Source organism: Chryseobacterium sp. B21-037 (assembly GCF_028570785.1).
GTDB lineage: Bacteria > Bacteroidota > Bacteroidia > Flavobacteriales > Weeksellaceae > Chryseobacterium > Chryseobacterium proteolyticum.
On the sequence record NZ_JALGCB010000001.1, the window covers coordinates 867,894 to 893,556 of the forward strand.

22 protein-coding genes and 1 pseudogene are annotated in these 25,663 nt (G+C 36.0%); 17 read left to right on the plus strand and 6 right to left on the minus strand.

Features of this window, described 5'->3' with window-relative positions:
• Positions 1–20 precede the first annotated feature (20 nt).
• A complete protein-coding gene (locus MTQ00_RS03615; RefSeq protein ID WP_273647784.1) occupies positions 21–2,663 on the plus strand; it encodes a glycoside hydrolase family 2 TIM barrel-domain containing protein in 2,643 nt (880 codons plus the stop codon).
• 121 nt (positions 2,664–2,784) lie between these two features.
• Complete coding sequence (locus tag MTQ00_RS03620; RefSeq protein WP_273647785.1) at positions 2,785–4,107, plus strand: serine hydrolase domain-containing protein; 1,323 nt, start codon at positions 2,785–2,787, stop codon at positions 4,105–4,107.
• 46 nt (positions 4,108–4,153) lie between these two features.
• Here the strand turns inward: MTQ00_RS03620 and MTQ00_RS03625 are convergent, their stop codons facing one another.
• Complete coding sequence (locus tag MTQ00_RS03625) at positions 4,154–4,588, minus strand: organic hydroperoxide resistance protein (protein ID WP_273647786.1); 435 nt, start codon at positions 4,586–4,588, stop codon at positions 4,154–4,156.
• Between the two features lie 357 nt (positions 4,589–4,945).
• Here MTQ00_RS03625 and MTQ00_RS03630 point away from each other — a divergent pair, with 357 nt between their 5' ends.
• Complete coding sequence (locus MTQ00_RS03630) at positions 4,946–6,226, plus strand: epoxide hydrolase family protein (RefSeq protein WP_273647787.1); 1,281 nt, start codon at positions 4,946–4,948, stop codon at positions 6,224–6,226.
• A 74-nt stretch (positions 6,227–6,300) separates the two neighbouring features.
• Here MTQ00_RS03630 and MTQ00_RS03635 read toward each other — a convergent pair whose 3' ends face one another.
• Positions 6,301–6,705: a hypothetical protein gene (locus MTQ00_RS03635; protein WP_172283382.1), complete on the minus strand. Its 405-nt coding sequence runs from the start codon at positions 6,703–6,705 to the stop codon at positions 6,301–6,303.
• Between the two features lie 158 nt (positions 6,706–6,863).
• Entirely contained in the window at positions 6,864–8,063 is a 1,200-nt protein-coding gene (locus tag MTQ00_RS03640) for an MFS transporter (RefSeq protein WP_273647788.1), read from the minus strand.
• 364 nt (positions 8,064–8,427) lie between these two features.
• Here MTQ00_RS03640 and MTQ00_RS03645 point away from each other — a divergent pair, with 364 nt between their 5' ends.
• Positions 8,428–10,005, plus strand: a complete 1,578-nt coding sequence (locus tag MTQ00_RS03645) for a Na+/H+ antiporter (protein WP_273647789.1) — start codon at positions 8,428–8,430, stop codon at positions 10,003–10,005.
• Here the strand turns inward: MTQ00_RS03645 and MTQ00_RS03650 are convergent, their stop codons facing one another.
• Positions 10,006–10,341, minus strand: a complete 336-nt coding sequence (locus MTQ00_RS03650; RefSeq protein ID WP_273647790.1) for a hypothetical protein — start codon at positions 10,339–10,341, stop codon at positions 10,006–10,008. It abuts the gene before it with no gap.
• A 566-nt stretch (positions 10,342–10,907) separates the two neighbouring features.
• Between MTQ00_RS03650 and MTQ00_RS03655 the strand changes: the two genes are divergently transcribed.
• Positions 10,908–11,117, plus strand: a complete 210-nt coding sequence (locus tag MTQ00_RS03655) for a hypothetical protein (protein WP_228457038.1) — start codon at positions 10,908–10,910, stop codon at positions 11,115–11,117.
• A 150-nt stretch (positions 11,118–11,267) separates the two neighbouring features.
• Here the strand turns inward: MTQ00_RS03655 and MTQ00_RS03660 are convergent, their stop codons facing one another.
• A complete protein-coding gene (locus tag MTQ00_RS03660; protein ID WP_172283374.1) occupies positions 11,268–11,915 on the minus strand; it encodes a DUF1349 domain-containing protein in 648 nt (215 codons plus the stop codon).
• A gap of 106 nt (positions 11,916–12,021) precedes the next feature.
• Between MTQ00_RS03660 and MTQ00_RS03665 the strand changes: the two genes are divergently transcribed.
• From MTQ00_RS03665 to MTQ00_RS03720, 12 genes and pseudogenes are all read left to right on the plus strand, one after another.
• Positions 12,022–12,774 (plus strand): response regulator transcription factor, encoded by a 753-nt coding sequence (locus MTQ00_RS03665; RefSeq protein WP_273647791.1) that lies wholly within the window; start codon positions 12,022–12,024, stop codon positions 12,772–12,774.
• A 93-nt stretch (positions 12,775–12,867) separates the two neighbouring features.
• A complete protein-coding gene (locus MTQ00_RS03670; RefSeq protein WP_172283371.1) occupies positions 12,868–13,263 on the plus strand; it encodes a helix-turn-helix domain-containing protein in 396 nt (131 codons plus the stop codon).
• A 59-nt stretch (positions 13,264–13,322) separates the two neighbouring features.
• The gene (locus MTQ00_RS03675; protein ID WP_172283370.1) at positions 13,323–14,078 is read left to right on the plus strand and encodes an SDR family oxidoreductase; all 756 of its coding nucleotides are present in this window, start codon (positions 13,323–13,325) and stop codon (positions 14,076–14,078) included.
• Between the two features lie 251 nt (positions 14,079–14,329).
• The gene (locus MTQ00_RS03680; RefSeq protein ID WP_273647792.1) at positions 14,330–15,586 is read left to right on the plus strand and encodes an aminotransferase class I/II-fold pyridoxal phosphate-dependent enzyme; all 1,257 of its coding nucleotides are present in this window, start codon (positions 14,330–14,332) and stop codon (positions 15,584–15,586) included.
• Between the two features lie 8 nt (positions 15,587–15,594).
• Complete coding sequence (locus tag MTQ00_RS03685) at positions 15,595–16,233, plus strand: TetR/AcrR family transcriptional regulator (protein ID WP_172283368.1); 639 nt, start codon at positions 15,595–15,597, stop codon at positions 16,231–16,233.
• Between the two features lie 92 nt (positions 16,234–16,325).
• Positions 16,326–17,411: a DNA polymerase III subunit gamma/tau gene (dnaX, locus tag MTQ00_RS03690; RefSeq protein WP_172283367.1), complete on the plus strand. Its 1,086-nt coding sequence runs from the start codon at positions 16,326–16,328 to the stop codon at positions 17,409–17,411.
• Positions 17,412–17,692: 281 nt separating this feature from the next.
• Positions 17,693–18,028 (plus strand): hypothetical protein, encoded by a 336-nt coding sequence (locus MTQ00_RS03695; RefSeq protein ID WP_172283366.1) that lies wholly within the window; start codon positions 17,693–17,695, stop codon positions 18,026–18,028.
• Between the two features lie 411 nt (positions 18,029–18,439).
• A pseudogene (locus tag MTQ00_RS03700) lies at positions 18,440–19,518 on the plus strand (chorismate mutase).
• 273 nt (positions 19,519–19,791) lie between these two features.
• Entirely contained in the window at positions 19,792–20,718 is a 927-nt protein-coding gene (gene rsgA / locus MTQ00_RS03705) for a ribosome small subunit-dependent GTPase A (RefSeq protein ID WP_172283364.1), read from the plus strand.
• A gap of 8 nt (positions 20,719–20,726) precedes the next feature.
• Positions 20,727–21,542, plus strand: a complete 816-nt coding sequence (locus MTQ00_RS03710) for a helix-turn-helix domain-containing protein (RefSeq protein WP_172283363.1) — start codon at positions 20,727–20,729, stop codon at positions 21,540–21,542.
• Between the two features lie 125 nt (positions 21,543–21,667).
• On the plus strand, positions 21,668–22,858 hold the full coding sequence (locus MTQ00_RS03715) for a multidrug effflux MFS transporter (RefSeq protein ID WP_172283362.1): 1,191 nt from the start codon (positions 21,668–21,670) through the stop codon (positions 22,856–22,858).
• Between the two features lie 387 nt (positions 22,859–23,245).
• A complete protein-coding gene (locus tag MTQ00_RS03720) occupies positions 23,246–23,662 on the plus strand; it encodes a nucleoside-diphosphate kinase (protein WP_034687444.1) in 417 nt (138 codons plus the stop codon).
• 127 nt (positions 23,663–23,789) lie between these two features.
• On the opposite strand, the gene MTQ00_RS03725 is transcribed toward MTQ00_RS03720, so the two are convergent.
• Positions 23,790–25,628, minus strand: coding sequence for an alpha-L-fucosidase (locus MTQ00_RS03725; RefSeq protein ID WP_273647793.1), 1,839 nt, complete (start codon positions 25,626–25,628; stop codon positions 23,790–23,792).
• Between the last annotated feature and the right edge of the window lie 35 nt (positions 25,629–25,663).

Consider the following 25,663-nt stretch of genomic DNA (forward strand, 5'->3'; position numbering starts at 1 on the left):
TATTTCCAAAATCCCGAAGTATGACCTATTCGATAAGAAATCTGATTATAGTATTCCTGTCATTAATTCCGTTTGTGTCTTTTTCACAAAGGATCAAGCAAAGTATTAATACTTCCTGGCAATTTCACAGAGGAGTTGAAAAAGATGATAATAAAAAAGGATATTGGGAGCAGGTAAATATTCCCCATACATGGAATGTTGAAGATGTTATGGATGATGAACCCGGGTACTATCGGGGAATAGGATGGTACCAGAAAGAATTGTACATTCCTGAGGGTTGGAAGGATAAAAACATATACCTCTATTTTGAAGGGGCCAGCCAGGTTGCAGAAGTATTTGTAAATGGTAAAAGGGCGGGGGTACATCGAGGATCTTATCTTGCATTTAGTTTCAATATTACCAGCCTTTTAAACGAAGGAAAAAATACAATCAGGGTAAAAGTGGATAACAGCCATGATCCTGATATTCCCCCGCTTGGAGGAGATTTCAGCGTATATGGTGGTATTTACCGGGATGTCTATCTCATTGCAGTAGACAAAAACCATTTCGATATGGATAATTATGCAAGTAGCGGTGTGTTTATTTCTACTCCTTCCGTAAGTGAAGAATCTGCCAGTGTTCAGATCAGGGGGAAAGTTTCTGTCAGCAAAAAGGTTAAAATTACAACAACGATTTATGATAAAGAAGGCAAAGAGGTCGCCGTTTCTGAAACGGATCCTGATAAGGATGGAAGCTTTACGGTTCAGGTAAAAAACATCAAAAAACCAAATTTATGGAGTCCTGAAAATCCTTACCTGTATAAAGTTGTGAATGTATTGAGAGATGCAAAAAATGAGATCGTATATGACGAGGTGGTCAATCCTTTAGGTTTTAGATGGTATCATTTCGATGCTGAAAAAGGATTTTATCTGAACGGTAAACCCTATAAAATTATGGGAGCAAGCAGGCATCAGGATTTTAAAGGCATGGGATCTGCTCTTTCCGACGCCTTGCATATCAATGATGTGCAATGGCTGAAGGATATGGGTGGAAATTTTTTAAGGGTTTCTCATTATCCCCAGGATCCTGCTGTTATGGAAGCATGTGATCGCCTTGGAATATTAACTGCTGTGGAAACACCGGGTAACAATCAGATCACCGAAAGTGAAGTTTACACTCATAATATGCTCGATATGCAACGTGAAATGATACGGCAGAATTATAATCATCCGAGCGTAGTTATATGGAGTTATATGAATGAGGTTCTTATTCAGCCCTTGTATAAGGACAAAACACCGGAAAGAGAAAAGTATTGGAAAAATCTTCATGAGCTTGCTCTGAAAATGGAAAATCTCTGCCGGGATGAAGATAAGGAAAGATATACTATGATTGCATTTCACGGAGATTTCGATTTATATAAAAAAGTTGGACTTATCGATATACCTAAAATCGCGGGATGGAATTTATATCAGGGATGGTATGGAGGGAAATTCGGAGACTTTGAAACTTTTGTTTTAAAGCATCATAAAGAATTTCCTTTAAAACCTTTGATTATTTCCGAGTTCGGAGCAGATTCAGATTACCGGCTTCACAGTTTCAGCCCTGTAATTTTTGATAAAACCCAGGAATATGCTAATCTTTATCATGAATCCTATCTTAAGATCATTAAAAAATACGCCTTCATTGCAGGTGCCATTGTATGGAATCTTGCAGAGTTTGGAAACGAAAGCCGTCAGGAAGCCGTTCCTCATATTAACAACAAAGGATTACTTACGACGGACCGAAAACCAAAAGACAGCTATTTCATATACAAAGCAGCATTGGCTCAACAGCCTTTTGTGAAAATTGGAGGCTCGGACTGGTTGTACCGGGCACAGCAGGCGGACCCCGGAAGTAATACAGAAGCCACTCAACCGGTAACAGTGTATAGCAATCAGAAAGAAGTGAAGCTTTGGAATAACGGACAATTGATTGGCATACAAAATGTGAAAGACGGGAAAGCTGTCTTTGCATGCAGTTTTAAAAATGGACTTAACACCCTCAAAGCTGTTACGGACAGAGGTGACGAAGATCTTATAGCCATTGATTTTCATGTAATTGCCAATCAGTTGAAAAATACGGAAAATACATTTACAACTTTAAATGTAAGTTTGGGAGATCAGAGAATGTTTGAAGATGAAGTAACGAAAGAAAGCTGGGTGCCTGAGCAGGAGTATAAACCGGGAAGCTGGGGATATGTAGGCGGAAAAGTGTATCGGGAAGATGAAAAAAGTGAAAAGTACGGTTCAAGAAGAAATATACTGGGAACTGCTTATGATGCAATGTATGAAACACAGCGTGTTGGTCTGAAAAGCTTTAAAGCTGATGTCCCTTACGGACTTTACGAAATTACACTGCACTTTGCGGAGCTCCTTACCCCTACGGAACAGGAAAAGTTGGTGTATAACCTTGAAAGCAATACCCGGTCAGAAAATAAGTTGGGATATACTCGGAAATTTGATGTTTCCCTGAATGGTTTTATTTTTCTTGAAAATCTTTCAGACGATAATCATCTTGCTCCTATTACAGCATACAGTACAAAAACTACTATTTTGGTAAATAGAGGACAGGGAATAACAGTTGGTTTTATTCCTCATGAAGGCGAAGCCATTTTAAATGGAATACAGCTTAGGAAGATATTTTAGTATCAAAATAGAGGATTTGGATAAGGCTGGGTACAGGTAAAAAAATAAACTTATTACTATATTTTTCTAACTTTAAATCGGATTATTCGTAAAGCCTTTTACCACCAAAAAACCAATAATTATGAAATATCAATTTTCGCTGATGCTTTTTTTACTGTTCTTTTCACTGGGTTTTAGTCAGGAAGGTTCGCAACTAAATGTAGGTGTGGAAAATACTACAATAAAAAAGGAAGCAGATGAATATTTTTCATCTCTTACAGCTCTAAGGCAGTTTAATGGAAATGTTATAATTGCAAAAAATGGAGTGGTGCTTCTCAATAAAACATACAATTTACAAAACGGACCTAGGGATATGCTGATCAATAGAAACAGTACATTTATTATTGCTTCTGTTTCAAAGGTTTTTGTAAAATATGGAATCCTGAAATTGGTAGAACAGAACAAAATATCGCTTAACGATCATTTGTCAAAGTTTTTGTCTGGTTTTCCGGAAGGAGAAAAAATCACCATCCGGCATCTTATGCAGCATCAGTCTGGCTTACCAAGGGAAATTACAGATTATGAAAAGTTTGATAAATTATCCGGTGACCAGATCATTGAATTGGCTAAAAAGGAAAAACTTTTATTTGAACCCGGATCCCAGACATTATACTCCAATATTGGATTTTTATTATTGCATAACATTATTAACAAAGTAGCTTCTGAGGGTTATCTAAAATTCATAAAAAAAGAAATATTTGACCCTATTGGTCTTCACAATACCAATGAATATAATGGTAAGAGTCCGATTAAAAATTTTGTGAATGGATTTGATATAGAAGATGGGAAAATAATTAAAGCTTCTGCAAAGGAACTCGATCGGTTTGAAACCGGCAATTACGCTTCAACGATTGATGATCTTTTCCATTTCTCCCAAGAAGGTTTTAATGGTAAACATCTTCAAAAAGATCTTATTAAAGAATTGTTTGACGAAAATGATGTATTGGCACAAGCTGGCGGCAGACCTGGATACCGGGCTTATTTTTATAAAAACCGGAAAACCGGATTTGATTTCATTTTTCTAAGCAACTACACCGGAGTTCCTTTTCAACAGGTGACGCAAGATATCGTGAAGATATTTGAAGGAAAAGCATACCATGTTCCTCGAGCAATAAAAAGACAAAAGATTAGTCTATCTGAAAATGTAATGAAGCGGTATGAAGGAAAATACATTCTCGAAATCGACCAATCTCAATATTTAGTCATTACCATTAAGGAGGGAAAATTGTACATTACTAACAAAGATGGCGAGACCTCAGAAGGTGTCCCTGATTCTGAATTTACATTCTTTTTTGATCCTGCCTCAAATGACGGACTGATATTTACCTTAAACAAAGATACAGGAGTTTATGAACTCGAGATGATATCGGATGGATTACATCTTAAAACTAAAAAGGTAAATTGATTAAATTCTAAAAAAATCCACAACTTCAATGTTGTGGATTTTCTTTTTAAATAAGAGTAGTACTTACCTTGATATTACCGTGTATTGCCTTAGAATAGGGGCAGGTCTGATGAGCGAGTTCTGTTAATTGCTGTGCAATCTCTCTTTCCAAACCAGGAAGAGCAATAGAAAGCCGGGCCTGTAAAAGGAAGTCTTCCCCATTCATTCCCAGATCTACTTCGGCATCCACATAAGTCTCAGAAGGGATTAGTACTCCCAATTTTTTGGCAGCAAGACCTAAAGCTCCGATATAGCAGGCGGACCATCCTGCAGCAAATAACTGTTCCGGATTTGTCCCCGCCATTTTTGATCCCGGAGGAGATAATAACAGATCCAGATTTCCATCATCACTTTTAGCGTTGCCTTGTCGTCCTCCCGTAGTTTTTGTTTTCGCAGTATAGAGTACTTTTACTATTTCTGCTGTTTTTTGATCATTGTTCATGAGTGTAAATTTTAGTTAATAATTGTTGAAATACTTTGCAAAGAAAGTCTGAATCTTCTTCGGTTACCAGCTTCATAAGGGTGAAACAGACATTTTGGAGGATGAGGCGGGCAAATAGGATCTGGGATATTTTTCAGGGGTTTTAGGAAGAACAATTTTGAAGGATATACTATGATTAGAGCAGAAAATAATGATCAGAATAAGTACTCAAAAAGCGGGTGTAGATTTTAAGTTTTGAAATGACCGGTTTATCGTTCATTTAGTCTTATTGGACCTGATGATGATTGATCTGCGACGAGCAGCACAATACATTTGCCGAAAAAATAATTAAAAAATCAACTTCTTAAAATCAAAACAATGGAAACAAAAGCAAACAATTTAAAAACGACTATTACTGCAGGTGTATTTATGTTATTATCAGCAACATCTTTTGCACAGAATACAACAAAAGAAACTGAAACCATCCGCCCTTACCATGTACGTATTCCCAAAACTGCCATCAAAGAACTTCGCCAGCGGATCAATGCGACCAGATGGCCAGGTAAAGAGACGGTAACAGACCAGTCACAAGGAGTAAGACTAAACCAGATTCAGGATCTTGTAAAATACTGGGGAAATAGTTATGACTGGCATAAGGCGGAAAATAAACTAAATGCCTATCCACAGTATATAACTAAAATAGATGGGTTGGATATTCATTTCATTCATGTACGGTCGAAATATAAAAATGCAATGCCTTTGATTATTACGCATGGTTGGCCAGGGTCTGTATTTGAAGAATTAAAAGCCATTGAACCTCTTACAGATCCTGTAAAATATGGTGGAAAAGCTGAAGACGCTTTTGATGTAATAATTCCTTCTATGCCTGGTTACGGGTTTTCAGAAAAACCTAAAACAACAGGTTGGGATGTTGAAAGGATAGGCAAAAGCTGGGATGTTCTGATGAAACGTCTGGGTTATCATCATTATGTAGCCCAGGGAGGAGATTGGGGTGCGGTTATTGCCGATGCGATGGGCCGTCAGGCTCCGGAAGGGCTTCTGGGAATCCATGTCAATATGCCTGCAACTGTGCCTGCAGAAATAGCTGATATTCTAAAAGCGGGAGGCCCGGCACCTGAAAGTTTGTCAGAAAAAGAAAAAGCAGCTTTTGCCTCATTGAATAAATTATATACCCGCGGCGGTGGTTATGCTGCAATGATGGTAACACGTCCTCAGACACTTGGTTATGGACTAACAGATTCACCTGCAGGACTAGCCTCTTTTTTCCTGGATAAATTCAATGAATGGACATACAGTGGTGGAAATGCTGAAAAATCCCTGACGAAAGATGAGATGCTTGATGATATCAGTTTATATTGGTTCACGGATACCGCTGTTTCATCTGCACAACTATACTGGGAAAATAATAATAACAATTTTAATGTCGTAGAGCAGAAAACAAGAGACATCAAAGTGCCTGTAGCCATTACTGTATTTCCCGGAGAAATTTATCAGGCTCCCAAAACATGGGCAGAAAAGGCATATCCTAACCTGATGTATTTTAATGAAGTTACAAAAGGAGGACACTTTGCATCCTGGGAAGAGCCCCAGATTTTTGCACAGGAACTCCGGTCGGCATTTAAGCCTTTAAGAAAATAAATGGGATAAAACAGAAACAAAAAAATCCACAGCTTCAGAAAGCTGTGGATTTATATATAGTTGTTATGTTTACATTATTGGTGATATTGCATTCGTGTAAAGGCCTCTTTTCCGAAAAGGCATGAAAAAATATTCTGAAACTCATGAATGTATCTGCACCGGATTGAGTTGCCGTAAATCTTTAAACCTTCTACGATTTTTTTGGGGCTCAGATCGATGTCATATTTAATAAACTCTTCCGGTCGCTCATACCGGATGCGTTGTTCAGAACTGTATGTTCTTGAAAAACCGAATTCTTCCAGCCATTCTTCAGTGATCTGGATTGGATTGATGGCATCAGCCGGGGCAGAGATACTTTGGATATCATTTTCAATTTTTACAAAATAATCTTTTGCATTATTTTGGAAGATCTCTGTGATTGTGAAAATTTGATTTTTGTACTCAACTAAATTTCTAATCTTTAAGTCTGCAACGTTCATAATATTTAGTGTTAAGGAGGTTATTAAAAATGATGTGTGTTAATAAATAGAGTTGCAAATACTATGCCTGACAGAATATATTTTATTTAAATATATGTTAATGTATTAGGTTAATATTTATGGATTATAAAATATTACTTGAAATAAATGATTATTACTTACGATACTTTGTGGATATTGTTAAATTTTAAGGATGCAAGCAGAAAGGCTGTAAGTATAGCTACAATAAGGAATATGATAAAATAACTCCACGAAGTGCCGTGTAGTAAATAACCGGTGCCACTCCCTAGAATACTGGAACCAAAATAATAAAATAGCCAATACATAGAAGTTGCAGAAGATTTTCCTTCTTTTGCACGGAGCGCTGTCATTTGGCTCGCCATAGTATGGGCCGCAAAAAAAGAAAGTGTAAATAATCCGAGTCCGAAAATAACAATGTAGATATTTTCCGAAAGAAGAAGGATAACGCCGGCAATCATAAATAATATTGATCCTTTCAGAATATTCTTCTGTTCCGTTCTCTTTGATAAACGGCTGGTAATCATCGTTCCGAACACTCCGAATGTATACATCAAAAATATAAATGCAATATAAAAATGATTGAGCGAGAATGGAGCGGCTTCCAAACGGAATGTAAGATAATTATATACACTTACAAAAGCTCCCATCAACAGCGCCGCAACAAAATACAACCTTAGCATATAAGAGTCTGTAAGGAATCTCTTCATCTGTTTTATTTTAAGGTGATAATCTACTTTTTGCGGATTGAAAAATTTTGATCCGGGAAAAAGCCTCCAGAATAGTAAACCAAGGATAAGGCTCTCGATGCCTATGATCAGGACTGCTTTCTGCCAACCCAATTCTCCTGAAAGAAGTGTCGCCAATATTCTTCCGCTCATTCCTCCTATTGTATTCCCGCTAAGATACATACTTATAGCCAGGGCAACCACAGATGTATGGACCTCCTCGGTGAGATAGGCCAGAGCTACCGCGGACACACCGGAAATCACAAAACCTTTTAGAATGCCAATGAATATCAATACGGTAAGACTTGGAATCCATGCCGAAATAATAGTGAGAACAGCTGAAGACAGAAGGGAAAATGCCATTAATCCCTTTCTTGAATAGCTGTCTGCATTAAAAGCAAAGAAAAAAAGGCCTGCTGCCATTCCTATTGTAGAAGAAGAAACGAGCAAAGAGCTGTCTCCTACGGTCGTATGGAAATGATCTGCTACCAAAGGAAGCAATGGCTGGAAAAGATAAAGTTGGGCAAATACAGATAATCCGGAAAGAAAAATACATAATTTAATGTAATGAAAACGTTTGCTTTTTCTTTCTGCTTTTTCAGATAAGTTCATGGGATACATATTCCTTTACTTCATAACCATAAAGGATTATACAAATTTCCAGATAAATTTTCAATTTGAAAAACGTTTATTTTTGATAATATAAATCGTTATAAGCGATCATGAAAAATAAATTCTTCACACTCTGATTAAAAAAGCTCTTTTTTAAATTTGAATATCTTCTAAATAATATCAACGGACTAAGGAATTCTTATCATCAACAGTGATTTCTGTTTTACGGTTTTAAAAGCGATGAAATAGAAACAAATGTTAGATTTTTTAAGGAATGACCTCTTGTAAACGTTTTATAAATTCAATTTTTTTTTTGGATTAAAAGTCAGCAAATCATTATCATTGTATTTCTAAACATGATAAAATGATTGAAAATTTCCCCTTTTATCTGTCACTTATTGTTGCTATCGTATTACTTATAATGCTGGCCAATAAAATAAAGGTGGCTTATCCTGTTCTTTTGGTAATTGCAGGATTACTGATTAGTTTTATTCCCGGTATTCCCGCCATAAAGGTTGATCCGGAACTTATCTTTATTATTTTTCTTCCACCCTTGCTTTATGAGGCAGCCTGGTCTATTTCCTGGAAGGAATTATGGAAATGGCGGCGCATTATCGGAAGTTTTGCCTTCGTTGTTGTTTTTCTTACTGCAATTTCCGTCGCTTTTGTAGCGAATTATTTCATACCCGGATTTTCTTTGGCATTAGGGTTTTTGCTGGGAGGAATTGTTTCTCCGCCGGATGCTGTAAGTGCAGGTGCCATTCTTAAATTTGTGAAAGTTCCCAAAAGGATGTCATCAATCCTGGAGGGGGAGAGCCTTTTAAACGATGCTTCTTCTCTTATTATTTTACGTTTTGCAATGGTAGCTGTAGCTACCGGGCAATTTGTATGGCATGAAGCGGCGTTAAGCTTTTCCTGGATGGTTGTAGGAGGACTCGGAATCGGCCTGGTCATAGGATGGATTTTCATGGAGTGCCATAAATACCTGCCTACAGATGCCAATATGGATACCATTCTTACAATTGTAGCCCCTTACATTATGTACATCTGTGCTGAAGAAGTGCATAGTTCCGGTGTACTTGCGGTAGTGAGCGGCGGCCTGCTACTCTCTAATCACAGGCATCGTGTATTAAGTGCTTCATCACGTTTACGGGGAATCAATGTTTGGGAAAGTTTCGCCTTTGTATTAAACGGTTTGGTGTTTGTGCTAATCGGATTAGACCTTCCTGAAATTACTTCAGGACTGGAAGGAGTAAGTCTTTCTGCAGCAATAGGATATGGCCTTTTAATAACGGGTGTGTTGATAGTTGTCCGGATTTTGTCTGCTTATGGAGCCGTGATCATTACTCTTATTGCCAGAAATTATATTACGGTAGCGGATAAGAGAAGTCCCGGATTCAAAGCTCCATTAATCATGGGATGGACGGGAATGCGTGGGGTAGTTTCTTTAGCAGCAGCACTTTCAATACCTATTAAGTTATATCCTGGTGGTCCTGATTTTCCTCAGCGAAACCTGATTTTATTTATTACTTTCATTGTTATATTGACCACATTACTGCTTCAGGGTCTGACCCTGCCTTTTATAATCAGAAAAGTAAATATGCCCTCCTTTAATGATCATCTTCCGGATGAAGAAGCCGATGAACAAATTAAAAGAGAAATGGCTCAATATACGCTTGAACATATCACGAATAATTATGGAGAAATGTTGAAGACAAGTCCTTTCTTACAAAACATACATGACAAGTGGCAGGGAAAAATAGGAGATGATGCTCAGATCAGGATTTCTCCGGAAGTTAAATCTGCATACATGGCTATCCTAAACCAACAACGGACCTGGCTGGTAGATCAGAATCATGGTGACCGCTATGATGAAGACATTATCAGAAAGCATCTGATGAGAATTGATCTTGAAGAAGAAAGAATAAGATATACCCATTAATCAATCCATGTTCAATGAGGAAAGAAGCCTCTGCAAATATTCGTTTTCCTTTAATACCTTTTGATAGGACTGCCTCGCGTAAGAAGGCGAAAGCTTATACACTTCCGTGATGGTGTGAAACTCTTCGGTTTCAATATCTTGATTGAGGTGAACGGAGTAATCGCTAATATATTTATCAATAATTCTTTTCTTCATTTCGCATAAAGTACAATTCCTTATTTTCTGCAGAGAATTTAATATAAGAGATTTATCTCCATGGAAATTAATGATATTTTTCACAAATGATAAATTATGCTTATCCTGCAATTGGTAGTGGGATTCATCTTCAAAAATCATAATCTGGCAATAGTTTTTAATTTGTTTAGAATTTTTTAAACCAATTCCATTATTTGTGTTTAAATTTTTCACTTCAAAAACCTGACCAAAATATATAAATAATGATGGAAAAAGTTTTTTCAGAATTTTTTATATGATTGTTTGTGGTTGATTACCGGTTTCCAATAAAATCTATAGCTAATGTAGAATTATTTCTACGTATTGTGACTTTTTATTCTATGCAATTTATTTTAATAAAAAGTAAGGGAGTCTTATTTTTGTTACACTGCTTTTATAATCCCGATAAGGTTCATTTTAGAAGGATAATCTTTATAAATTATAGAGCATAACAATATTTAACATACTTTTAAGTACAAGTGTTTAAGGCTGGAAACCTCTTGAAGAGATTTTCAGCCTTATCTTTTATTTAATGAAGCAAAGTTTTTGATTAAATATATTCATGTAGATTGTGTTAGTTTAATATATATTTAATCAATTGCATACTAATTATTTATATGGATTTTTAAGAAGGAAGTAAGCTTATATTTTTGGTCTCTTTTTTGATGCTAATCAGCAAACACAAAACAATGATGAAAGAAAAATTTAAGCATTTGCTTGGAAAAACACGTCGTGAAATAGTAGAAGAAATAGGTGATGGTTTTAATTTTCCGCATAATGAAATCTGGACCTATGAGGTAGGGAAAACCTGGATTGGAAGAAAAATTATTTTGTCAATCAGGTTCAAGAACAAGAAGGCTTCCGAGATCGCTTTTTATAAAAGCTTTAAAAAATGTTAAACATATATTTAGTTTAGTTCCTAATTGCTACCATATATTTTCTGAAATTTATTGAAAAAATGAAACTGAAATATCAATATGTCAATGAAAAACCTCCCAAAAATGGGAGGTATTAAAAAATTGACTGTATATTGAAATGTAACTCAATCGTTATTGATGATTGTCAAGCCATTGTAAACGTCGTTCATCGGGTAAATGCTTAACTTTAAAATTTTCGAAAACAGCATTAAATCCTGCTCCGTCAGGACATGCAGCCATTAACCCGACCATTACCGGAGTATTGTCCTGTAGATGGGCGTTACGCATCATGATGTAATTTTTATCGTCGAAAGAATAAAATACTTCTACTGCATCCAGTCTCCTTACTGCCTTTATCCATATTGCTGAAGGGATTTTATCCAGGGTAATGACACTCCAGTCGCTCGTCGTATGAGTAACGACCGTACTTAGATTATACTTTCCGTCTACAAATTCGATCCCTGCTTTGATGTAGTTTTCTTTATCCACCCTCAGCATCAAACCCATCTGATCAAATCTGGCCTTGTAGTTTCCGTTTATTTTTACTTTAGCTTCAAATTCACCACCATAAGTGGTATAATAAAAAGGCGCATCATCTACTGTAAAGCCGTAATGAGAGATTCTCCAATAATCACTTTGCGGAGTTACAAACATAGACAATGTATTGCCCTTAATCTCCCATTTTTCAGGTTCATTAAACCACATCATTTTTTCTAATGTCTGGGCGAAAGTTGTATTGATGAACAATAGGGTGCAAAAACTTAAAATGATTCTCCTCATGACGCAAAATATCTTTTCATATCAATATATAACTGAATGTAAATTATTAATTTAGCAAAAGTAAAACTTAACAATAGTATCATCAATACTGATAAATAACCATTTTATGAAGATTGTAGAAACATTGAATGAAACATTGCTGATTAAAGAGATAAATAAAAGCAATGAATGTTTATTGGATATTGATGTATATAAAAACATAGCTCGTGTGTATACCCAAATGGAAAACACCATTTCTGTATTAAGTGATATGCAGGAAAACAGAAGCTACGTTTATAAATCCGATACTGCCCTGGAACTTGGATTGGAAAGGGAGATAGAGCCACTAATCATAGATTCCATCTGGGAAGAGGAAATCCTGAAGAGAATACATCCTGATGATAAGGTTAAAAAATACATTCATGAACTGAGATTTTTCAAGCTGATGGATTCTTTTAAACCGGAAGAAAGAACCCATCATAACGTTTTATCCAGAATAAGGATGAAAGACAAGAATGGGGAATATGTCTTTGTGCAGCACCGTATGTTTTATTTCTATTCTCCTTACAATAACAAACTGAGATTTGCCCTCTGTCTTTATAATGTCGCTATTGATCAGTCTATACTTTTACCTCCGGACTTTCTGATCATTAATTCAATAAAGGGGAAGATTGTTGCGGAGGATAAACTCATTTACAGAAACATTTTATCGCAGAGAGAAATGGAAATTTTAAAATATGTAGGAGAGGGTTTTACCAGTAAGGAAATTGCAGACTTACTTTTTATTAGTGTAAATACAGTAAGCCGTCACAGGCAAAATATCCTTGAAAAGCTGAAAGTAAAAAATTCAATACAGGCATTCAATGACAGCTTTCATTGATTAATGAAGGCTAATCTTCCGAAAAGTTCACCATAAACTTGCGTAATATCTTTTTAAATTGGTATTTTTAGTAAAACACATAACGATACTTATATGAAAAAAAACGTAAGAAATTTGAAGAGGGGAGAAGAAATCACCAATAGTTATATGGTATTCTTAGATAGGCATATTCAGGATGTTATTTCCGGCAATGTATCTGAATTTATGGAAGTGAATGAGATTGCGGACAGCCTGGCTGTTTCTCACACCCACCTTACAGATACGGTAAAGAAAGAAACCGGGAACCATCCTTGTTATTTTTATGATACTAAAATCGTAGAGCAGATACAGGTAATGCTTGCACAAAGCGATTTTTCAATTGCTGAAATAGCCAGGATATTTACTTATGATCCCTCCAACTTTTCAAAATTTTTTAAAAAGTTTACAGGAATTACACCTGGAGAATACAGAAAAAGAACAAAGACAAAAGTTCCAAAAAGTTCACCATAAAAAAACTATTCCTAATGCTCACATTTGTAAGACATAACTAATTAAAAAGAAACATAATTATGTCAAAAAATGATTTAAAAGGAAAAGTGGTTTTAATTGCCGGAGGAGGAAAAAATCTTGGTGGATTATTAAGCAGAGATTTTGCCTCAAAAGGAGCAAAGCTTGCTATTCACTATAACAGTGAAAGTTCAAAAGCAGAAAGTGAAAAGACTTTAAATGAAGTTAAAGCGTTGGGAGCAGAAGCTTTTCTGTTTCAAGGGGATCTTACAAAAGTTGAAAACATCACTAGATTATTCGACGAAACGATAAAAACTTTCGGTGGAATTGACATTGCGATCAATACTGTAGGTATGGTTCTTAAGAAGCCTTTTGTGGAAACGACAGAAGCAGAATATGATTCTATGTTTAACATCAACTCCAAAGTGGCATATTTCTTTATTCAGGAAGCTGGAAAGAAATTAAATGATCACGGGAAAATATGTACGATCGTTACATCATTGCTGGCTGCTTATACCGGATTGTATTCCACATATGCAGGAGCAAAAGCCCCGGTAGAACACTTTACCAGAATGGCTTCCAAAGAATTTGGTGATCGTGGTATTTCTGTAACTGCTGTTGCACCGGGACCAATGGATACTCCGTTCTTTTATGGACAGGAAAGTGATGATGCTGTTAATTATCATAAATCTGCTTCTGCTTTAGGTGGGCTAACAGATATAAAAGATATTGCACCTCTTGTAGAGTTTTTGGTAAGTGACGGATGGTGGATTACGGGTCAGACCATATTTGCAAACGGAGGATACACAACAAGGTAGATCTCTTATTCAACCGATAAAAAAGGTGATTGTTTTATGCAATCACCTTTTTCTTTTTCTTCAGTATGGCTCTGTATTTAGCCTATAAATGTTATAATTAATTATTATAAATGGATTTTGTTGTAAAATTATTTGATTTTTAAGTGGTAAGATCGAAATATGGTATTTATAATAAATTTTCGATGAAAATTAAAATCAAGAAGAGTGAATTATTTATATATTTGCCTGCTAAACAACTAATAATATAAAGGATGAGTATCGATTTTACAACAGCGACATTTAAGGATTTTGAGAATATTCCTGATTATGATATCGCTCAGAGGGCAGAATATTTTTACGAATTCCTGGATCACATGAAAACCAGGGGACACATGAATTATAGACTGAAAAATACTTCAGCAGCCGATGCAGTGTTAAATATCAGCATTGCAGATCGCAATAAGGAGTATGTAAGTTTTGTATCAAGTGATTATTTAGGGTTTACACAACACCCGAAAGTAAAGCAGGCAGCTATTGAAGGAATTGAAAAATATGGTACGGGTACAGGAGCCTCACCGCTTATTGGGGGGTACTTTGATTATCATAATATTTTGGAAAAAAAAATCTCTGCCTTTTTTGGGAGGAATGAAGACGAAGTAGTCTTGTTTACTACCGGATATGCAGCTAATAGTGCGACTTTGCAGATTTTAATGCAGAAGGAAGATATTGCTATACTGGACATGGGAGTGCATGCAAGCGTACATGAAGGATGTGCTTTTACCAATAAAAAAACATTTCCTCACAATAATTTGGAAGCTTTGGAACATATTTTGAAGATGTCTGAGAGTATGTACCGTACAAAGCTCGTTATCATTGACGGAGTCTACTCTCAGGAGGGTGATACTTCACGGGCCAAGGAAATATATGATCTTGTGAAAAAATACAATGCCTATCTTATGATAGATGATGCCCATGGTGTTGGAGTTTTGGGAAAAACAGGAAGAGGAGCTTTAGAGGATGACGGTTTATTGGATAAAGTGGATTTTATAACAGGAACTTCGAGTAAGACTTTCGGTAACCTGGGAGGATATGTTATTGCAAATAAAAAAATAGCATCATTCCTAAAGTTTCAGTCGAGACAACATATATTCTCTGTTACATCGCCACCTTCTTCCGCCGGAATAGTAAAAGCGATTGATCTTGTTGACGAAGAACCCATTTGGAAAGATAAACTGTGGGAAAATATCAATTATCTAAAAACAGGTCTTAATGATCTGGGATTGGATACAGGAATTACCTGTTCTGCTATTATCCCGGTAAAGATTGGAGATCAAAATAAAATGTGGGATATCGGTAGAATATTAATCGAAAACGGAGTTTACACGAATCCTATCATGTATCCGGCCGTAGCGAGAAAAGATGCCCGTATCCGGATGACGGTAACAGCGCGACATGAAAAAGAACATTTAGATAAAACGCTTAATGTCTTTGATGATATTAATAAAAAAATGCATATTGCGAAAAAATAATAATAATTATGCCTAGAAAAGTGGTGCAAGGTCCTATAAGGGACAAAGAAAAAACAAAACAGAAACTGCTTGCTGCAGTGGGTAAAATTCTGAGAGTAAAAGGTTATGCCGGACTGAAAGTAAGTAAAATTGCAGCGGTTGCCGGTTTTGATAAAAAACTTATCTATGAATACTTTGGCAGTACAGATAAGCTTATTGACGAATATATTAAATCTCAGGATTATTGGAGTAAATTCAGCCCGAATATTGAGGAGGAAGTACAGGTTGGAAAAGGTAAAGAAGCCCTTACTCAAGGAATTCTTATGCAATTCGAGAGTCTGAAGAAAAATAAAGAATTACAGAAAATCATTCTGTGGGAACTTTCTGAAAGTAAGCCTATCCTTAAAAATATCTTAAAGCAAAGAGAAGATGTTGGGGCTAATTTATTTGAAAATGTTACAGACCCATATTTCGGAGAAGATGCAACAAGTTTTAGAGCTTTATTGGCTTTAATTGTAGCTGGTGTTTACTATCTTAATCTTTTCCCGGCCTATAACGGAACCGAATTTTGTGGTCTTGATATGAGAACAACTGAAGGAAGAGCCGAGATTGAAAAGGTGATTGTGGAGTTAATAGATAACGCCTACAAGAAAAAAGCTGCTCAGTAAAAATTTTCCTGTTTGATGTGAGATATATTTTTTGTGGATAATTTGAAGACTTTTGACTTTCAAATTAGAACTATATTTCTTATTTTTGACCAATGGAAAATTTTATCGTATCTGCAAGAAAATACCGCCCGCAAGAGTTTGACACTGTTGTTGGACAATCCCATATTACAGATACTTTAGAACATGCAATTGAAGAGAACCAGTTAGCACAGGCTCTACTATTTTGTGGGCCTCGTGGTGTTGGTAAGACAACCTGTGCCAGAATTCTGGCCAGAAAGATCAACGAAAAGGATGGTTCCGTTTCAGAAGACGGTTTTGCTTATAATATTTATGAGCTCGATGCTGCCTCAAACAACTCAGTGGATGATATTCGGGAACTGATCGACCAGGTTCGTTTTGCACCGCAGGTTGGCCAGTATAAGGTATACATTATTGATGAGGTGCATATGCTGTCTTCTGCAGCCTTCAATGCTTTTCTTAAAACACTGGAAGAGCCGCCCGCTCACGCAATTTTCATTCTTGCAACAACGGAAAAACATAAGATCATTCCTACGATTTTGTCCCGTTGCCAGATATATGATTTCAAAAGGATCGTTATTGAGGATATTCAGGGGCATTTAAGAAATATAGCCCAGAAAGAAAATATCCAATATGAAGATGATGCTTTATATCTTATTGCGCAGAAAGCAGACGGTGCATTAAGGGATGCCCTTTCGATTTTCGACAGGCTTTCTACATTCTCCCAGAAAAATATTACATTGGCTAAAGCTGCTGAAGTACTTAATATTCTTGATTACGATCAGTATCTCAATATTCTGGACCTGGCTAAAGACAATAAGATTCCTGAAACCCTTTCCGCATTCAATGAAATTGTAAAAAAAGGTTTTGATCCGCATATTTTTATCGCAGGACTTGGAAACCATTGTAGGGACCTCATGATGGCTCAAAATGCTTCAACGATAGATTTAATTGAGGTTGGAGAGAAAACAAAAACTAAATTTGTAGAGCAAAGCCAGAAATGGAATGTTCAGCAATTGATTGATGCCATTGAAATCTGCAATCATGCAGACATCAACTATAAAAATTCCAAAAATCCAAGACTTACTGTAGAAATTGCTTTAATGCAATTATGTTCATTGACTGCCCAGGCAGACGTTGCTAAAAAAAAAAGTTTATAATACTGGCTCCGTTTCTTAGTGAGAAACAGGAAATAAAACTTCCCAAACAGGAAAAAACAGAGCCCGTAAAACAGGTCAGCATTGAAAAACCTTCGACTCCCATAGGTCATCAGGCTGAACCAACGATAAGAAAGACATCCAAACCTTTATCAAAAGGTATTTCTTCAGGATTCAGCATTAATTCTTTTTTAAATAAGGAGGAAAAAGAAGAAAAGGAAGAAGCTGTTGTTACTAAAGCTGATAATCTTCCGCAGCATCATTTTACCGAAACAGATTTGTTAATGGAATGGAATTTATTTTTAAAACAAATCCAATTCAAACAAGCAGTAGTTTTCAATGCTATAAAATCTTTTAAACTGGTTAAAATTGATGAGACAACAGTACAGGTTTTATATCCTTCGGACTCAGCAAAAGCTGAATTTGATAAAATAAGTGGAGAATTTTTCAATCATTTTAAAAGAAAAGTACTTAATTATTCAATTGAAATTGATTATAAAAAAGACGTGCAAAACCTTAAGATAGAGGTGGTTACGAAGAAAAAAATATTTGAAAAGTTCGTTGAGAAAAATCCTTTATTAAAAGATCTTGATGATTTAATGAAGTTTGATTTGACATAATTTTATATCTTTGTCAAATCTTTTTGTTCAAAATGGATTTTTGACCAAAACAAATGATTAATTGTAAAGCTAAAGAATAGACAATTACAGAATAAAGTGGAAAAATTATTAGTCCCATCTCTGTCTACTTTAAACCTTTTTGGTTTTATACCCGCTGATTATTTTAGCGGTTATTTTAGCTTTTCGGCTACTTATTATAGAAATTTTAGAAGTTATTACCGATTTTACTGGTACTACTAATTAAATTTCTTTCCAAAAAATAGGAATTAACGGATCTTCTCTCATTAATTCCTCATCCCAATAAAAAATTTTTAAACGGCATTTTTGAAAAGAATTATAAAGAAACTTTATAAGGGAAGAACCGTTTGTGCATTATAATAAATTAAAAATAAGATAAAATAAATTAACAGAATGAATTTAAAAGATTTAAAAAACGATTGGATTAATGAGTTTTCACAGCCATTAATGATTGCCGGGCCATGCAGTGCTGAAAGTGAAGCTCAGATGTTGGAAACTGCGAGAAGGATAAAAGAAACCAATGCGCAGGTGCCTGTTTTCAGGGCAGGTATCTGGAAACCACGTACAAAACCCAATGGATTTGAGGGAGTCGGAGTTATTGGATTAAATTGGTTGAAAAAGTAAAAGAAGAATACGGCTTCAAAACAGCTACCGAGGTAGCCAACGCACATCACGTTTTTGCCGCTTTGGAAGCAGATGTGGATATTCTTTGGATCGGAGCCCGTTCTACTGTGAATCCATTCACCGTTCAGGAAATTGCAATGGCTTTAAGAGGAACGGATAAACCTGTATTGGTTAAAAATCCTGTAAATCCGGATCTGGCATTATGGATCGGAGCTTTGGAAAGACTTGTAGGGCAAGGAATTCACAATCTGGGAGCTATACACAGAGGTTTCTCTACATACCAGAAAACAAAATACAGAAACAATCCGAACTGGCAGATTGCTCTGGATTTCAAAAGCCAGTTCCCGAATATTCCGATGCTGATTGATCCTTCCCATATTTGCGGAAACAGAACTGGATTGGCAGATATTACCCAGGAGGCAATGAACGTAGGTTACCAGGGAGCTATCATTGAAAGTCACTGTAATCCAGATGAAGCATGGAGCGATGCTTCACAGCAGATTACACCGGAAGTTTTAGCTGAACTTATTGGTAATCTAAAAATGAGAAATGCAGGATTAGCAGGATTTGATGGTGAAATGGGAAGGCACAGAACGTTGATTTCTGATCTCGATTTTCAGTTAATTGAGCTTCTTTCCCAAAGGATGAAAATCTCTGAGAAAATTGGTAAGCTTAAAAAAGAAAATGATATCGCTATTTTCCAGCCGGAGCGTTGGAAAGTGATTACCGAATATGCTACTCAAAAAGCAAAAGAAACAGGAATGTCACAGGATTTTATTGAAAAGGTTTTCAAAGCGATACATGAAGAGTCGATTGAAGTACAGAACAATATTATGATTGAGAAATAACAATTATAAAATAATAAATAACGGATTCAGGGCTTAAGAATCAGACGTGCACGAAACAGAAACTTCGTTACGAAACTGAATCTTAAGTCCTGAATTTTTTAATATTGATCTTATGATGAAATCGGAAAATATATTTTCTTATTTTCAAAAGCCTTATAGTCTACTTTAGCTTTTCATTTTTCCCAGCTCTGTATTTTGAATGTTCCATTTTAAACTCTGTACTATACATCCTCCTACCTATCACCGAATTCCTTATATTTGCATTCTATACGTATGAAAGGAAAAATTATTAAATCTACAGGAAGCTGGTACCAGGTTCTGGAAATGGAAACCGGTAGAATTTTCGAAGCCAGAATTCGCGGCAAGTTTAAACTTATCAAAACCCGGCTTACGAATCCTTTAGCTGTGGGAGATTATGTAGAGTTTCAGCTGGAACAGGATGATATTGCCTGGATTACTAAAATAGAACCACGAAAGAATTACCTGATAAGGAAATCGGTAAACCTTTCCAAAGAAGCTCATATTATAGCTTCTAATATTGATCTCGCATGTTTCATTTTTACACTTCGGTATCCGGAAACTTCTCTGGGATTTTTAGATCGTTTTTTAGCGTGTTGTGAAGCATATAATATTGTACCGCTTATTTTATTTAATAAAATTGATGTCCTGAATGAAGAAGAAATAGAGATCGTAAAAGATATAGAGTTTATGTATCAGGAAATTGGATATGATACACTTGAGATATCATCATACTCCAAACTTAATCTGGATCAGCTTCAGGAAATTTTAAAAGATAAAACTTCTGTATTTTTTGGCCATTCTGGTTGTGGTAAATCCACATTGGTTAACGCAATGCAGCCCGGATTAAATCTAAAGACTTCAGAAATTTCAGATAGCCATCTGAAAGGAAAACATACGACTACGTTTGCCCAAATGCATTTTTGGAATTTTGGAGGAAATGTTATTGATACACCCGGAGTAAGGGAATTTGCGATGATTGATATAGAAAAGGAAGAAGTACAACATTACTTTCCTGAAATTTTCAAAAAACGGGAAGACTGTAAATTCCATAACTGTATGCATATCAATGAACCTAAATGCGCCGTAGTGGCTGCCCTGGAAACTGGAGAAATTCAGCATTCCCGATATTCTACCTATATAAAATTAATGGATGAAGCAGAAGAAGCTTCTCAAAAATAGTCTTATTCATGAGTGAGGAAAAGCATATTCCTGTTCATAACCTTACCTATCAGGAATTTCAGCTGACCACATTGGAAAATGGACATCCTGAAAATTTTAATGACGTCCACAGGCATAATTTTTTTGAGATCCTGTGGTTCAAAGAGGTAAAAGATGATAGTCATCTTGAACTTGATTTTGAAAATTATCACCTCAAAAATAATCAGATCTGTATTATAGCTCCGGGACAGGTGTTCAATATGAAGCTCCGGGGTGAAAAAGGATACGTCTTTGCCATAAGCCGGGAAATCTTCCAGGAAATTTGTGACGTGGAACTCATCCTTACCAATGGGGCAGCTCCTTTTTTTCCTGATTATGAAAGCCGGAAAAATTGCCAGGGGATCATTAAGCTGCTTGAGGACGAATACCATGGAAATTGCCGGATGAATTTAATCAAAGCTTATTTAAAAGCTTTTTGTATTATTATCACAGAGGATCTTACTTCACAAGAGCCTTTACTCCATGACAAGCAACGTATACAAAAGCTCATTACGCTGATCGATACCTACTATATTACACAGAAAGAAACCCGATTCTACGCAGAAAAACTTAGCATAAGCGCTCATCATCTTAATGACATTGTGCGGATTTCACGTGGGACAACAGTAAAAAAAATGATCGCTCAACGCCTTTTACTTGAGGCAAAAAGAGAGTTAAGTTTTGGAGCTCTGACAGTAAAAGAAGTAGCCTTCAGATTAGGCTTTAATGATTCTTCTTATTTTTCCCGTTTTTTTAAGAAGCATTCAGGGTACAGCCCCGAACAATTCAAAAATATGAATGACTGATTCCAGGGATAATCCTCAGTTTGTCCTGGTAAGCCTTCAATAGTTTCATTGGATGACCTTTAATTTTATAAGAATTTTGCATGCTGTAAAAGTCAATGTTGGCATGTAATGATTTAAAAAAAATTATGAAAAAACTGAGTATTATTGTATTTATTCTGGCTCTTTTAAACACGCTCGAATCTTTAAGTATAGATCTTTATCTTCCTGCTTTTCCTGTAATGGCAAAAATTTTCGGAACCGATATAGGGCATATCCAGATTTCTATTTCCATTTTTTTTGCCGGTTTTGCTATCGGGCAGCTACTATGGGGACCGTTATCTGATAAAAAGGGGAGAAAGCCTATGCTGTATTGCGGATTAATCCTATTTATGATTGGAGCCGTTGCTATTATCTTTACCGAAAATATATATGTGTTGTGGATCATGCGTTTTCTTCAGGCTTTTGGAGGAAGTGCCGGGATTGTCATTGGCAGGGCCATTGTAATAGACCTCTACGACAAAGAAAAAGCGATAACTATCTTTTCCAAGCAATCTCAGATAAGCGGGATTGCTCCCATTGTAGCGCCATTAATGGGAAGTGTTTTTCTAAGGTTTTGGGGATGGAACAGTGCGTTTAGCTTTTTAAGCATTTTAGGAGCTATCACTTTATTTCTTGTTGTTAAGTATATTCCGGAAACCAATTCCCGGATAGCATCACCTGAAACTTCGGAAACTGAAATCAAATTAAAAAATCAGCTGAAAGTTATTATTTCCAATAGAGATTTTATCAACAATACTATTATCGGGAGTATTGCTTTTGCATCACTGATTATTTATATTTCCAATGCTCCATTCCTTTTTATGGAAATTCATGGATTTTCCAGTGAAGTATTCAGCTTTATATTTGCCTTTAATTCCATGGCATTAATATTTGCAGCCTATATTACTCCGAAATTAACCCAGAGAGTTAAGGATACCCGAATTCTATTTTCTGCTGCTATCCTGTTGTTGTCAATGAGCTGTTTACATTTATTTATATCTCTGGGCCAATTGTTCGTGGGATTGGAAGTTGCGGTTCTGTTTTCTTCTCTTATAGCAATAGGACTTCTTTTTCCTATTACTACTGCCCATGCATTATCTCCTTTTAAAGAGGGTCGTGGTACAGCTGCAGCCCTGATGGGATTTATTCAGTTAATGGTTACCTTCCTCATGTCAGCTATAGTTGGTTTTTTAGAATCTCAATCCATTATGCCCATGATTATAGCGCGGATCGCACTGGCAGGGGTTGCTGTCTTTTTTGCTTATAGAACTTTTTTGGCAAAAAAGGTTTACGCTTAGAAATATCTCATTTCGATCTTGTTGATAATAAGATTTTTAAAATAAAAAAAATGCCACTTTGACATGTATGTTGGAGTGGTATTTTTTTCGAAAAAATATCGTTTTTTTACTTTTTGGGGTTCTTGGTGATGATTTTGGGGATTTTTTTTTGAGAAAATAAGGGAGATATCATAGATTTTAACAATAAAAAACCCAGCCGAAGCTGGGTAAAAACTAATAACCATGAAAACTCAAATTAAACATGAGAATCGCAATAGAATAAACAATTACTGTGCCAAAGATGAATTTACTATTTCTTAATAAAAGTTATTTTTATGTTAAAAAAAAATTAAAATGGAGATAAGGTTTTTTTTTGTAATTTTGCGGCATTAAAAAAAATATACGTTTATGTCTAACATTACATTCACTATGATTAAGCCTGACGCAGTTGCAGACGGACATATCGGTGCTATATTAGGTAAAATTGCAGAAGGAGGTTTTAAAATCAAAGCTTTGAAGTTAACTCAACTTACTGTAGCTGATGCTAAAAAATTCTATGAAGTACATGCTGAAAGACCTTTCTATGGGGAATTAGTAGAATTTATGAGCTCAGGACCAATTGTTGCAGCTGTTTTAGAAAAAGACAATGCAGTGGAAGATTTCAGAACTCTTATCGGTGCAACAAACCCTGCTGAAGCTGCAGAAGGAACTATCAGAAAAATGTTTGCAAGAAGCATAGGAGAGAATGCCGTTCACGGTTCAGATTCTGACGAAAATGCTCTTATCGAAGCACAATTCCATTTTTCCGGAAGAGAGATCTTTTAAGACCAGAATTTATTCAAAATATAAATCCGGAGATAATTCTCCGGATTTTTTATTTTCAAACCCTGCTATTGGAAACTTTTATAATAGCCGTTTTTTAGAAGCGGTTAATATGATGTAATCTCAGATCCTATAAATTACTTTCTATAGCACCTACTTTTTCACGGTATAATTCCAATGGTTTATCCAGAAGTATAGCAATGACTGTCATTTCTTTATCCAGCCTTTCTTTTGGAATGTCAATATAGATAATTCCAGGCCGGTCACTCCAGTACAATTTATTGTAAACAGTATGGTCGATCATGGAACCATCCCCAACAATACGAATTCTTGAAATGCCATTTTTAATTCCTTTTAAAGCAACCGGCCCCGTGGGAATTCCTTCTACAAAAAGATAAAGAGTTTGTTTATCTTTTGAAAGGGCACTCATACCCGCATAATGCCCATCCGGTAATCCTTTGCCGGTTTCAAAAAGAGCTTCGGCATGATCGCTGATCCATGACAAAGTTTTCGCATTCGTTTTTGAAGTCTTTGGAATGCTCATATCCATCCCATCTGCGGTAAGTCCGGAATGGTCCAGGAGATTATTGCCATTATGAAGCTGTTCAGCAATTTCATAGACAGCGGCAGAAGTATCGGAATGATCAGTGAGTTGTTTTAAAGATGGAATATCTCCTTTATGGGGGGCTTTAAACTGAATTTCCTTATTAAAAGTAAGCTCAATAACAGTCACATCATGATCAAATTGTACATTAGAAAAATGTAAAGTCAGGTTTCCGGCAGGATCGGTTACCATATTTACCTTTGCATTGGGATCACTAAGAACTTCTGCAGAAACCGGGAAGGATTTTAACCCATAGATTTTTGTGAAATTTTTAGCTTCCTCAAGATACAGAAACAGTTTTTTATGATCTTTAGATATTGCAGATTTTCCTTTGTAGTTTTCAAAAGGCAAGCCCCTGCGTGTTCCATATATAGCCTCAGGATATTTAGAGGTCCAGCGTCCCAGGTTTTGGAGGATTTTTACTTGCTCTTCCGGAATGGTTCCATCTGCTTTAGGACCGATATCCAGAAGTAAATTACCACCCATACTGATTACATCTGCCAATGTTCTGATAATCATATTAGGAGTTTTATAATGGTGATCAAAAGGTTGGTATCCCCATGAATCATTCATGGTGTAACATAATTCCCAGTATTCACTTTGAGGGCTGATGACCGGGATTCCTTGCTCCGGAGTTTCGTAATCTCCATGATTGGTTAACCTTGAATTGATAATAATATCTGGATTATATTTTTTTAAATTGTCTAAAGTTTTTGATGCCTGCCATTCCTCAGAAGTATGTTCCCAATCGCCATCAAACCATAAAAGATCGGGGTGGTAACGGTCTGACAGATCATTGAGTTGTGACTGATAATATTGGATGAAGTTTTGCCATCGTCCTGGATCATTCTTAATTTCATATCTCTTCTTTGTTCTGGTGTTGATATCATAATAAGGATGGCTCCAGTCCGGCAGAGAATAATAAAGACCAGTTTTTAACCCTGATTTTTTAAGTTCGTCAATAAAGGGTGAGAGAACATCTTTTCGGGCTATTGAATTTTTTGCAATAGTAGTCGCTTTTTCAGCCTGAGAGTTCCAGAGAGAAACCCCATCATGGTGCTTTGTAGTGATTACGGAATATTGTGCCCCCGAATTTTTAATAAGTTTTGTCCAGTAGGCTGGATTATATTTCGCAGCAGAAAATCCATTCAGCTGCTTCATATAATTTTCATGGTTAATGTAGTTATTAAAAAAAGACCAGGATTCCGAAATTCCATCTACCGAATAGATTCCCCAGTGAATAAAGATCCCCAGTTTTGCATCCTGAAACCATTCCATTTTTTTCGGGTTGGGCTTATTTTGTGCATTGCTATTTCCTGCAACCAAAGTTCCGAACAAAAAGGCAATGATCCACTTATTTCTCATGCTTATATTTTTGTGTACTAAAATAACAAAAGTCT